Raw genomic sequence first — 12,554 nt, forward strand, 5'->3', positions numbered from 1 at the left:
AATAAGTGGTCGGCGAAACCAGAGGGGCCCTGCAGAACAATTAATTTTCTGCATGAGGGGAAAAGGGGAGTTAAATTAGAATGCGTTTAAAGATTGCATCCGCTGCATTGGCAATGACGCTTGCTGCTGGAACTCAGGTAAATGCTGAAACGCTGAAGTTCGCATTTCAAGGTACATACAATCAGCTAGATCCATACAGCTTGAACGAAACATTCACCATGGCCATGCACGGCAATGTGTATGAAGGTCTCGTTCGCCGTACAGCTGATCTCCAGATCGAACCTGCACTTGCAGAAAGCTGGGAAGTTATTGAACCAACCCGCTGGCGCTTCCACCTGCGCAAAGGCGTAAAGTTCCACAACGGCAACGACTTCAATGCTGACGACGTGGTTTTCTCTGCAAACCGTGTTCGCGCTGAAGGCTCTGACCTGACAACCCGTATCGCAGCGGACGTCAAGGTTGAGAAAGTAGACGACTACACCGTTGATTTCGTCCTGACAGGCGTAAACCCTATCCTGCACTCCGAGTGGTCCACTTGGTACATCATGGATAAGGAATGGACTGAAGCAAACAACGCTGTAAAAGTGACAAGCGCTTCTGACACCAATCCAAACTATGCATCTTTGAACACAAACGGCACCGGCCCGTTCAAGATTGCAACGCATGAGCCAGGTGTAAAAACCACTTTCACCGTAAACGACGGTTGGTGGGACCAGAAGGTACACAACCTGACTGGCGTTGAGTTCACTCCAATCGGATCTGATGCAACCCGCGTTGCAGCTCTTCTTTCCGGTGAGCTGGACATGGCGTTCCCGATCCCGGTACAGGACATCAAACGCGTGGACAGCAATGCGGGCACATCTGCACTGACCGGTCCTGAGCTGCGCACCATCTTCCTTGGCTTCGACCAGAAGCGTGATGAGCTGACCTACTCCAACATCAAAGGCAAGAACCCGTTCAAGGACGTTCGCGTTCGTAAGGCGTTCTATCAGGCAATTGACGTTGATGCGATCAAAGCGAAAATCATGCGTGGTCTGTCCGAGCCAGCTGCTCTGATGATCTCACCATTCCTGTTCGCAAACTCCGGTGACTTCTCTCGCTACCCGTACGATCCGGCAGCTGCGAAGGCACTTCTCGCAGAAGCAGGTTATGCAGACGGCTTTGAAGTTGGCATGGACTGCCCGAATGATCGCTACGTCAACGATGAAGCAATCTGTCAGGCAACTGCAGCATTCCTTGCGCGCGTAGGCATCAAAGTAAACCTGAATGCACAGCCTAAAGCGAAGTACTTCGCTAAGATCCTGGCATCTGGCGGCTTTGACACGTCCTTCTACATGCTCGGTTGGACCCCAGGTTCATTCGACAGCTACAACGTTCTGCTCAACCTCAACAACTGTCGTGATGACAAAGGTGCTGGCGGACCATTCAACCTCGGTGGTTACTGTAACCCACGCGTTGATGAGCTGACAAAAATGGTTCTCTCCGAAAACGACGAAGAGAAGCGTAACAGCATGATCTCCGAAGCCTACACAATCCTGAACAACGAAGTATCTCACATTCCACTGCACCAGCAGGGTCTGGCTTGGGGTGTATCCGACAAGGTTACTCTGAAGCAGCGTGCGGATAACGAGTTCCACTTCAAATTTGTAGTGAAGAACTAAGTTGACGGCTTAGCCAACAAAATAATAGCCCGGCGCCCTCGGCGCCGGGCGCCTCTATTCTCAGGAACAACTATAAAACACCATGTTTGGCTTTATTTCCCGGCGTATCGCCATGGCTCTCGTGGTCATGTTTGTCGTAGCCTTAATCTCCTTCCTGCTCTTCCGCTTTGTTGGAGATCCTGTAAACCAGATGGTGGGCATTGAGACCACCCCGGAACAGCGTGAAGCCTTGCGCCAGCGCCTCGGTCTGAACGACCCTGTTCTCGTTCAGTTTTTCCGTTACGTCTTGGGCGCAATCCAGTTTGATTTCGGTAACTCCTACCAGTTCAAGCAGCCTGTGGCAGACCTGATTGGTCGCCGTCTGCCTGCAACTCTGGAACTGTCCTTCGCCTCTGCGATTTTTGCATTGCTGCTGGGCATTCCAATGGGTGTTTACACCGGCCTGAACCGCGATTCCTGGCTCTCAAAGATGTTCCTGTCGGTATCTCTCGTAGGTATCTCTTTGCCAACGTTCTTTATCGGCATCCTGTTTATTTCTCTGTTTTCGGTGACGTTGCAATGGCTACCAAGCTATGGCCGTGGCGAAGTCGTGCAACTAGGCTCGTTCTGGGATACAGGCTTCCTGACGATCAGCGGACTAAAAGCCCTCATCCTGCCAGCCATTACGCTCGGGCTGTACCAGATGACCCTCATCATGCGCCTGATCCGCGCTGAGATGCTGGAAGTTCTGCGCACAGACCACATCAAGTTTGCTCGCGCCCGCGGTTTACCAAACCGGTCTGTCTATTACATCCACGCCCTCAAAAACACGATGGTCCCTGTTATTACAATCACCGGCTTGCAGCTCGGCTCCATCATCGCCTTTGCGATTATCACCGAGACCGTGTTCCAGTGGCCGGGTATGGGCATCCTCTTCCTGCAAGCCGTGCAGAACGTGGATATTCCAATCATGGCAGCGTACCTGCTGCTCACCGCTTTCATCTTCGTGTTCATCAACCTCATCGTAGATATCCTCTACGTCGTGATTGATCCACGCCTGCGTACCGAACGCGGCCGCGCATAAGAAACGGTAAGGATAATAATCATGACAGATAACACACCAACCGTTTCCGGTAGTGAGGCTTCAGAAGCTCCGCGTACCGCGATGGCCCGCTTCCTCGACAGCGACCTCCTGCACAGCTTCTTAAGTTCCAAGGTAACGGTCCTCGCTGCAGTCATCACTGTAGTATTGCTGCTAGCAGCTTTGTTCGCACCGCTTGTTGCACCATTCGACCCCTTTGACCTGGCACAACTCGATATTCTGAGCGGCGGCGCTCCACCCGTATGGGTAGAGAACTCTGATTCACGTTACTTACTCGGCACTGACCATCAAGGCCGCGACATCCTTTCCAGTATTCTCTATGGCATGCGAATTTCACTGGCAGTCGGCTTCCTATCAGTGGCCTTCGCCGCAATCCTTGGCATCTCTTTAGGGCTGATCTCAGGCTATGTAGGTGGTAAAACTGATGCTGTTATCATGCGGATTGCAGAAGTTCAGCTCACCTTCCCAGCTATCTTGCTAGCCCTGCTCATCGACGGCGTCGCCAATGGTATCTTCGGAAATATTGACAAAGAGACTTGGGCAGTCTGGATTCTCACAATCTCCATCGGCCTGTCCTTTTGGGTGCAGTACGCACGTACAGTACGTGGCTCCACAATGGTCGAGAAAAACAAGGAATACGTTCAGGCTGCGCGCGTCATCGGCATTCCGGCTTGGATCATTATGATCCGCCACGTTCTGCCAAACGTGCTTGGCCCGGTTCTCGTTATCGCAACCATCAATCTTGCTCTGGCAATTATCACAGAAGCAACTCTTTCCTTCCTTGGTGTTGGAGTTCCATCAACACAACCATCCTTGGGCACTCTGATCCGCATCGGCAACGACTTCTTGCTCTCAGGCGATTGGTGGATTGCGATCTTACCGGGCATAGCACTCGCGATCCTCGTGCTGGCAGTAAACCTGCTGGGCGACTGGCTCCGCGACGCATTGAACCCGAAACTGCGCTAGGGAGGCCAGACCATGAGCATCTTAGATATTCGCGGCCTCACTGTTGAGTTTCCGAGCCGCAAAGACGTCTTCACAGCGTCCCGTAATGTCAATCTCTCTGTAGACGCCGGTAAAATCCTCGGCGTGGTCGGAGAGAGTGGCGCAGGCAAGTCCACCGTCGGCAACGCCGTCATCGGTCTTCTGGAAAATCCAGGCCGGATTGCCGAAGGTGAAATCCACCTCGACGGCAAACGTATCGACAACCTTGCGGCCGAAAGCATGCGCAAACTGCGCGGCAAGCGCATTGGCATGATCTTTCAGGATCCGCTGACCTCTTTGGACCCATTGCAAACCATCGAGTTCCAGCTGGTCGAAACCATCCGCCTGCACCTGCCGCTCTCCAAGACAGAAGCCCGCGCCCATGCGGTTGATCTGCTGGATCAGGTTGGCATTCCAAATCCGGAAGAACGCATCGCGCAATACCCGCACCAATTCTCCGGTGGTATGCGTCAGCGTGTTGTGATCGCTCTCGCTCTTTGCGCAGACCCGGAAGTTGTCATCGCAGATGAACCAACAACTGCGCTCGACGTTTCCATTCAGGCTCAGATCCTGAAGCTGATGAAGAGTCTGTGTGAAGAGAAGAACGTGGCGATGGTCGTCATCACCCACGACATGGGTGTGATCGCAGACCTCACCGACCACGTTGCGGTGATGTACCGTGGTGATCTGGTTGAATACGGCGAATCCAAGCAGGTATTGGGCGCGCCAAAGCACCCATACACCCAAAGTCTGATCGCCGCCGTTCCGCGTCCGGACGTAAAAGTACATCGCTTCCCGCAGGTCGATTACATTGAAGGCTCAGCAAAGCCCTTCAAGCAAATCGACATCGGCACCCACTGGCTGGGCAAGGCGCGTGACTACAAATCCGTCGATGGCCCACTGCTTGATGTAAAAGACATCACCATGAAGTTCCTCACCAAGGACGCATGGATTTCTAAAAACAGGCAGTACTTCACCGCTCTGGATAAAGTCAGCTTTGACATCCACGCAGGAGAAACCTTCGGTCTCGTGGGCGAAAGTGGCTCCGGTAAATCAACCATGGCCCGCGTCATCACTGGCCTTTACCACCCGGCAGGCGGCACCGCCCACTTTGCAGGACAGGAACTGACCAGCCTGAAAGACAAGAAGCAGGTTCTGGCAATGCGCCGCCAGATGCAGATGATCTTCCAGGATCCGTTCTCCTCCCTGAACTCCCGCATGCGTGTGCGTGATATTGTGGCTGAACCAATCAAGTTCCACAAACTTGCCAGCACCAACAGCGAAGTGAACCAGATCGTTGATGACCTTCTGGAGCACGTCGGCCTAGGTGTCGCAGCTGCAGCCAAGTTCCCGCACGAGTTCTCCGGCGGTCAGCGCCAGCGCATCTCCATTGCCCGCGCCCTGGCGACACGCCCTCGCTTCTTGGTTTGTGATGAACCAACTTCCGCGCTGGACGTATCCATTCAGGCACAGATCCTCAACCTGCTCAAAGACCTGCAGGACGAGCTGGGCCTCACCATGCTGTTCATCAGCCACGACCTCGCGGTCATCCGGCAGATGTGTAACCGCACCGGTGTTATGCGCCATGGCCAGCTTCTGGAAGTTGCGGACACCGAAGACCTCTTCGACAAACCTCAACACGCTTACACCAAGGAGCTCCTCTCCCTGATGCCAAGCATGGACGGCCTGTCCCGCCAAAATCTGGAAGAAGAGCTGGCCTAACGCCAGTCACATTCCCAATAATTTGCAAAGGGCCCCCAGCGGGCCCTTTTCTTTTGCCTGCAGAACCGACAATCCAGCCACTTAAATGTGATGCACCAACCTACATCTCAGGCAAGCTCAAACCTTGAGTTCCACCCAAAAATCAAATATGAAATATTATTCGAATTATATTCCAGAATCAAAAAACGATGGAACCAACCTCATGCAACCTTCTGGCAAGCAGCAAAAAACCAGAGTTCGCGAAGAAGCAATTTTGGAGAAGGCGCGAGAAATCGCTATTTCTGAAGGAATTGGCGCCCTGAAAATGCCAGAACTTGCCAAGCTATCGCAAGTCTCCGTCGGCACGCTCTACCGCCACTTCGAAAGCAAACAGGACGTCATAGCCGCACTGGCATCCCAAGCCCTTGATATCCGCCATCAAAAACTAAAATTAGTAATCGATCAATTTCAAGAGCCTGAAATGCGATGCCTCGGCGTGATCATGTTGGACTTTCTTTTCAACATCGCCCATCCAGACGTGTTCCAAATAGAAATGCAATGTGCCTCACCTTCTTTCTGGCAGGAAACTCATAATATCAGGCGTCACAATCATCAGATTGTAGCCTCAGATCTCTCTTCTTTTCTGGAAGAGCTCTGCTCAGAAATCTCTGGAACCACCACCGACCCCAAACACCTGACAACCGGTCTCTGGGCCTTCGTTTCAGGGATCTCGTTGGTTTGGTATGGCATGCCCCACGATCAGCCAGACAATCTGGAAGACGCCCTCGCCTTTCTCAGACCTCACCTCATGAATTTCATCAAAGGATACGGGCTGCCGTCCTCTAACACCCAGCAAACTCTAAACCAGCTCGAACAGCATTTTCTCGCAACAAAATCCCAATGGCTATGGACTCTGAAAGGAACAACAACAAATGACGTTCATTAAGCAATGTATGATCGCCGTTCTGTCACTATTTGGCGCGCAGTTCGCAGCTCAGGCAGAACCAACTCAGCCGGCCATTTACATGGTCACCCTGCACACAGCAAACTTCCCTGAGATGAAAGCTTTCTTCAAAGACAAAATGAAGATGAAACTGATCTCAGAAAATGGAGAGTTCGCGGAGTTCAAATCCAACGGCCTCAGGCTGTCACTAGCCAGTCATGAATACCTCAGTTCCTTCCTGAACGCTGAAACACTCAATGGAATCCGCACGGGTTCAGGACTGGGCATCGGCTTCAAATATGAAACCACAGCGCAGATTGATACCGCATACGATGCCCTCTTAGCCAACGGCGTTAAAAGCATCGTTGCACCTGCCCAGCAGCCCTGGGGCGAATACACCGCCTTCTTTGCAGACCCCGACGGGAACGTGCACGAGCTGGTCGCCGATACCAAATAAAGCCAGCTATTCAGATATAAAGGGCCCCCAGCGGGCCCTTTTCTTTTGCCTGCACGCAATATGATAAGTTAACGCACTCTCACAACCTCTAATTCAATAGCGCTTAAACTCTCAGGCAACCACTTCAGCTTGCATTACCCTAGCAAGCACATCCTTCTTCCACTTAACATTTTCATTAAGACAGCCATCCCTAAGCTCTGCTCATCCGCAAGGATACAAAAGCGACTAATGCGAACCCATTTCGATCAGAGCAGGCTAAAAATATGAAAAAGACAACTGCCGCCGTCGCAGGCCTTGGGCTCCTCGGCCTCGCGACCTCACCGGTCTTTGCTGAAAATAACGATACAACTGCTGAAAACTCTAAAGTCGAGTTCTCCGACTTGTCACTCGTCAGCGGGCAACCTGACGATGGTACCTGCAAAACACGCTATACCGAAGGTTACACGACCACTCACAAAGGCAAAAGTGACGAAGGCCATACCCAGCTTGAATCTCATAAGGGCCATGACATTCTCGTCACGGAGTCAGATGGAACTGTTGGTGAAGGCATTTACACGATGACCAACAGCTATGAAGTCGTCTTTCCGGAGAGCGAAGACAAAACTCCTGTAGAAGTCACAATGTTTGCGTCTGGCCTTATCGGAGAAAGCCCGATTGTTGGCGTGTTTTCTGACGGCACTTGCCGTGGTCACATCACCATTCATGACGCTCAAGATAAATCCTAGGAGGAGGCTCCCATGACTGATCTGAACAAACTACACGCCGCTGCGCAAAACCCATTCACTCACAAAGCAATCACACCAACACAAAAAGCAAAATGTGGTTTTTTCCCTGGCGGTTTTCCTTTCGAAAAAATCGAAAACAAAACTGAAGTAAACACAGAAAGCAAAGACTGAGAGTTTCCCAAACTCTGGTTAATCAAGCAAACATCGGGAGCCTAGAACATGGACTGGTATTCCTCAGAACGCATCTTCAATGAAAATGGCCGCAAGAAAATTGAGGCCCTCGATCTGGAATGTGTCTTTGACCAGCTCACGGCTCCCGTTGCAGATGGAGGTTACGAGTGGCCAAGGAAGGAAACACGTACAGCAGTCAATGACTATCGCAAATTCTTGATTGACTCACTCGAACTTGAGGTCAAATACAAAGGTGATTATCCGCAGGACGCCCGAGCATGGCCTTCCAAGGCCGTAGACATTGTCTGGCATACACACATCCTCTTCACCGAAAAGTATTTTGAAGATTGCGACGCGATATTTGGTCATTACCTTCACCATCGCCCGCAGATCCCACCACCGGTCTACGAATAAGAACGACAGTTTCTCAAATCGTTCTCAACACGGGACACCCATACTGTGCCCTTCTCTCCCTCTGATTTCTGCCAGGCTGCACAACACCAGAGAACCTCGTTCGATCTGGAAAAATTCATTGATTATCGAAGCCCACAACTTGAGGCGCCAGAAACACGCCCTAAGGCTCTGTTGCACATCGACAAGTGCATTCAGCGCAATGTCTCAAAGCTCAATCTGTCCAACTACAACATAAAAGCAATCACTGAGTTGGAGACAACACTCAGGGATAAAAACAATCTGCCTGACAGCTGCTCAACTATGCTCGGCAGTGGTATCAATACCTTCCTCGAGGAACTCTCACTCGCATTCGCGAAAGGCCGATCCGTCCTCCTGCCTGAGTTTGATTACTTCCTCTTTGGCATCACGCTAGAAAAGCTCAGCATCCAGCCCAACAAATTCAAGCTCACAAATGGCGGACACTGGGATACTGCCGACGCTTTAGCAAAACTGCAAGAAGACGACCCGGCAATCACCCTGCTCAGCACGCCCAATAACCCCACATCCAGAACAGCCCCGGTGGAGTTCATCGAAACGCTTGCCACCCATACAAATGGTCTCGTCGTCATTGACGAAGTTTATCACTTGTTTGCAGATGACCCGCACGCCCTGTGCCGCTTGCTGGAGACACACGAAAACCTCGTCCTCATGCGCAGCATGTCAAAGGCAGGTTATGCGGCAACTGGTTTTGGCTATATCACGGGCAACACCAAGATCATCAGTTGCCTCAGGCAGCTCAAAGGCGGCACGACCATCTCTCCACTCAACGTGGCGGCTGGCAAAGCTCTGATTGAAAACCATGACCTGCTTGCAGCACACGTCAAATCCTGCTGCCAATGGCGCGATCATGTAAAGAACAGCGTCGAGCAACACACCGCTCTCTCCTGCTTGCCCAGCGAAACAGACTTCTTGCTTATCGAAACACCGGCAGGACAAGCAGATGCATTCACCACCCATTTAATCGAAGCTGGCATTCCTTGCATCAGCTACGCACCAATGCCTCAGCTCACCAACTGCATTCGGGTCATGCCTTCCAACATATCTGACGCAATCACTCTGTGTCACTTCCTTCAGAAACTTAATGATCTGGCAGAGGGAGTTTTGCAAAAAACCTAGGTTTTCCGCCAAATGATTGCGCTGTCAAATAATGAACATAGTTTCGACTATACATAGCAGGTTCGCGCCTTCTAACCCCATGAACGAAGATTGTCATGTTCCTGCGCAACTCAATAATTGGAGTAACAAGTTTACTCCTCATATCTTTCCTGGGAATTATACATCCGATCGGTGACAGCTTGTCTGTTCTTCGGCTGCCTCTGGCCGTCTTACTCGCTATTCTCACTCTCTTTAGCTACCGCCAGCCCAAGTTGATGATCATCGGCTTTCTGGTCGCAATAATCAGCAGCGCAACAGTATTGTGGGCCTATCAGGGAGTGCGCGTCCCAGAGAATTACGATCTGGCGGTCTATCAAAAGAACCTGAGTTTCCGTCCGGGAGATCGCTCGGACATCCTAAATGACATCCTCATGCTGAAACCAGATGTGATCACGCTTCAGGAAGTGCACAAAAGGCATCTTCCTCTCATCAACTCACTCAAAAAGCAGTACCCCTACCACATCGTTTGTCCGTTTACCGCCGTCGGTGCAGTCGCTGTGCTCTCACGCCTCCCTCTTGCTTCTGATGCTTATCGTTGTGAGATCGGCCTCGGCATAGCAGCACTGCACATCCAAAGCTCAGAGGGACCGCTCTGGGTGGTGTCTATCCATCAGCACTGGCCATGGCCGTTTCCTCAAGAGACACAAGCTGGGAAAATCATCTCGATCTTATCAGAGCTGGATGGACTGAAGATGATTGCTGGCGATTTTAACATGGTCCCGTGGTCGCACAATCTGGATGAATATACCGACGCCACGGACACTCAACTGGCCGGCCCATTTGAAGCAAGCTTCCTCTTCAAAGGCACCTATGCCATGCGCATTGACCACGTCCTCGCACCAAAGGGCGGAAAGACCTTTCTCCGCCCTTACTACGGCTCCGACCACCACGGTTTGTTTGCCCGCGTAGACCTGTAAGCGGCCTTACACCTTACGTGCGACTATGAAACGCCCCATGGGAGACGCCGGATAATTGCCAGTCTCAACAATCTTGAAGCCTGCCTGCTCAATCTGACGTCCCAATTCCACCTGCTTGAAGTAGGTCACATAAGGCGCATACCCAACAAGGCGCATCACATTGATCAGCCAGCGCCAGTAAAACGCGGAATCACCCAAACATGGCGTCTTGGAAATGAGCAATCCCCCCGGCTTCACAAGTCGCTGTACCTGATTGATTGCATCAGCCGGACCTTTGATCAGATGAATAACATTATACGCCATCACCACATCATAGGTTTTGCCATCAAGCACTGATCCACCTGCGGGAGCATGCACAAAACTCACATTCTCAACGCCGTCGTCCCATGCCTTTTCACGCCCAAACTCAATCATCTTGCTGGAAATATCGCTAGCGGTCATGTGCTTGACATGCTTGGCCAAAAGCATCGCCGTCGCCCCACTGCCACAGCCCAGCTCCAACACCTCTTGCTCCGGTGTGAGATAAGAACGGACACGGTCCATTGCCTTCTCATAGGAAGCAACGTCTTTCATTGGTCGCGCCACATAACCCGGCGCATGCTTGTCCCAAAATCCTGCGGAATTCTGCATCGGAAACCCTCCATTTCCTGCAGTGTATCCATGCATATTATCAAAACAAATTGCCAAAATTCGCAGTTGAGGTATACAAATATGCATGAACTGGCAGAGCGTCTCATTCGATTGGAATCAAGCCCGCGCTTTCCTTGTCACAGCAGAGGAAGGCTCCCTTTCGGCTGCGGCAAGGGCCCTCGGCCTCACCCAACCCACACTGGGCAGACAGGTCTCCGCGCTGGAAGAAGCGCTCGGCGTGACGTTGTTTGAGCGTGTTGGTCGCTCACTCTCCCTCACGCAGGCGGGCTTTGAGCTGCTGGAGCATGTGAAATCCATGGGAGAGGCAGCCAACCGCATCTCATTGGCAGCTTCCGGCCAATCTCAGGAGATTGACGGAACCGTCTGCATCAGCGCAAGCGACACCGCCTCAGCCTTCATCCTAACGCCCATTTTGAAGCAATTGCGCGAGATCGCACCAGGCATTCACGTGGAAATCATCGCCACCAACACCGTCAGTGATTTGCAGCAGCGTGAAGCAGATATCGCCATCCGCCATATCCGCCCGGAACAACCAGACCTGACCGCAAGACTTGTGAGGGAAACCACCGCACACTTCTATGCCAGCAAAACCTATCTGAACCGCAAGGGCCGCCCACAATCGGCCAATGACATGGCAAACCACGACTTCATCGCCTTCGACAGGCCAGACAAATTCCTCAAGTATTTCACCGAGTCTGGCCTGCCACTCAAAGAAAGCAACTTCAAACTAACAACCGCAAGCGGGCTGGTGGGGTGGCAACTGGTCAGAAATGATCTCGGCATCATCGTCATGATTCAAGAGATCGCTGAAATGTTCCCGGAAATGGAACAGGTGCTGCCAAGCTTTGAGCCATTCGTCGTGCCCTTCTGGCTGGCAACCCACCGCGAACTGCACACCTCAAAGCGCATCCGCCTGGTCTTCGACCTTCTGGCGGACACGCTCTCAAGCAAACAGTTGTTGTGACTGTGTGACAAACTTTATAATGACAACAGCATTCAAAATACGATGTGTGCACCAACACCCTTAATCGTGAGTAGATGCCCTGAATGTCTGGTAATGGGATGGACCGCCTGCTCCCCTAAGGCGCAGGCTCTATAGTGATCCTGTTCTCATGAAACCGGAGCAGTCCCATGACCACAGAACTTCTTTCCGTCGGCATCGACATTGGCAAAGATACATTACACATCGTTGGGTTCAATGACGATGGTAGCTACGCTTTTCGGAAAAAGATCAGGCGTCTGTCCCTCGTGGCTACGTTCGAGAAGTTGCCGCGCTGTATTGTGGGCATGGAAGCGTGCATGAGTGCGCATTTTGTTAGCCGAACATTGCGCAAACTGGGGTTCGATCCCCGTATCATCGCCGCCAAATACACCAAGCCTTTCGTCAAAGGCCAGAAGAACGATTACAACGATGCTGAAGCTGTGGCCGAGGCCGTGCTGCGGCCCAATTTGAATTACGTGCAGGAAAAGAGCCAGGATCAGCTCGATCTGCAAGCCCTGCATCGAGTTCGATCCCGATTGGTCTCGCGTCGTACCGCCACCATCAACCAGATCCGGGCCTTCCTGTTAGAGCAAGGAATTGCGGTGCGCACAGGTAGTAGCAGTTTGAGAAACTCTCTGTTCGCCATTCTCGACAATCGCGCCAATGAGATTTC

Annotated in this window: 14 protein-coding genes; 13 read left to right on the forward strand and 1 reads right to left on the reverse strand. The window is 51.9% G+C overall.

All coding sequences use genetic code 11. The features are described from left to right. Positions 1–80: 80 nt before the first annotated feature. The 11 genes from PsAD5_RS03405 (at position 81) to PsAD5_RS03450 (ending at position 10,248) form a co-directional block, all read left to right on the forward strand. Positions 81–1,661, forward strand: a complete 1,581-nt coding sequence (locus PsAD5_RS03405; RefSeq protein WP_057461861.1) for an ABC transporter substrate-binding protein — start codon at positions 81–83, stop codon at positions 1,659–1,661. An 82-nt stretch (positions 1,662–1,743) separates the two neighbouring features. Then, positions 1,744–2,724 carry an ABC transporter permease gene (locus PsAD5_RS03410; protein ID WP_063291097.1) on the forward strand — a complete coding sequence of 327 codons (981 nt, stop codon included), beginning with the start codon at positions 1,744–1,746 and terminating at the stop codon, positions 2,722–2,724. Positions 2,725–2,745: 21 nt separating this feature from the next. Beyond that, on the forward strand, positions 2,746–3,708 hold the full coding sequence (locus PsAD5_RS03415) for an ABC transporter permease (protein WP_063291098.1): 963 nt from the start codon (positions 2,746–2,748) through the stop codon (positions 3,706–3,708). Positions 3,709–3,720: 12 nt separating this feature from the next. Then, on the forward strand, positions 3,721–5,448 hold the full coding sequence (locus PsAD5_RS03420) for an ABC transporter ATP-binding protein (RefSeq protein ID WP_063291099.1): 1,728 nt from the start codon (positions 3,721–3,723) through the stop codon (positions 5,446–5,448). Positions 5,449–5,596: 148 nt separating this feature from the next. After that, on the forward strand, positions 5,597–6,373 hold the full coding sequence (locus tag PsAD5_RS03425; RefSeq protein WP_063291100.1) for a TetR/AcrR family transcriptional regulator: 777 nt from the start codon (positions 5,597–5,599) through the stop codon (positions 6,371–6,373). A gap of 7 nt (positions 6,374–6,380) precedes the next feature. After that, positions 6,381–6,827, forward strand: coding sequence for a VOC family protein (locus PsAD5_RS03430; RefSeq protein WP_063308233.1), 447 nt, complete (start codon positions 6,381–6,383; stop codon positions 6,825–6,827). Between the two features lie 263 nt (positions 6,828–7,090). Beyond that, complete coding sequence (locus PsAD5_RS03435; protein ID WP_063291102.1) at positions 7,091–7,552, forward strand: hypothetical protein; 462 nt, start codon at positions 7,091–7,093, stop codon at positions 7,550–7,552. Between the two features lie 12 nt (positions 7,553–7,564). After that, positions 7,565–7,723 (forward strand): hypothetical protein, encoded by a 159-nt coding sequence (locus PsAD5_RS27970; RefSeq protein ID WP_161831226.1) that lies wholly within the window; start codon positions 7,565–7,567, stop codon positions 7,721–7,723. 48 nt (positions 7,724–7,771) lie between these two features. Beyond that, positions 7,772–8,137, forward strand: a complete 366-nt coding sequence (locus PsAD5_RS03440; protein ID WP_063291103.1) for a hypothetical protein — start codon at positions 7,772–7,774, stop codon at positions 8,135–8,137. 45 nt (positions 8,138–8,182) lie between these two features. Beyond that, the gene (locus PsAD5_RS03445; RefSeq protein WP_063291104.1) at positions 8,183–9,292 is read left to right on the forward strand and encodes an aminotransferase class I/II-fold pyridoxal phosphate-dependent enzyme; all 1,110 of its coding nucleotides are present in this window, start codon (positions 8,183–8,185) and stop codon (positions 9,290–9,292) included. A 179-nt stretch (positions 9,293–9,471) separates the two neighbouring features. Further along, complete coding sequence (locus PsAD5_RS03450) at positions 9,472–10,248, forward strand: endonuclease/exonuclease/phosphatase family protein (protein ID WP_208982052.1); 777 nt, start codon at positions 9,472–9,474, stop codon at positions 10,246–10,248. A 6-nt stretch (positions 10,249–10,254) separates the two neighbouring features. Here PsAD5_RS03450 and PsAD5_RS03455 read toward each other — a convergent pair whose 3' ends face one another. After that, entirely contained in the window at positions 10,255–10,878 is a 624-nt protein-coding gene (locus PsAD5_RS03455) for a class I SAM-dependent methyltransferase (protein ID WP_063291106.1), read from the reverse strand. Between the two features lie 85 nt (positions 10,879–10,963). Here PsAD5_RS03455 and PsAD5_RS03460 point away from each other — a divergent pair, with 85 nt between their 5' ends. Next, positions 10,964–11,863, forward strand: a complete 900-nt coding sequence (locus tag PsAD5_RS03460) for a LysR family transcriptional regulator (protein WP_063291107.1) — start codon at positions 10,964–10,966, stop codon at positions 11,861–11,863. Positions 11,864–12,030: 167 nt separating this feature from the next. Beyond that, positions 12,031–12,554 (forward strand): IS110 family transposase (locus PsAD5_RS03465; protein WP_153041333.1); only part of this gene is annotated, 524 nt, incomplete at its 3' end.

This window comes from Pseudovibrio sp. Ad5, assembly GCF_001623095.1.
Taxonomy (GTDB): domain Bacteria; phylum Pseudomonadota; class Alphaproteobacteria; order Rhizobiales; family Stappiaceae; genus Pseudovibrio.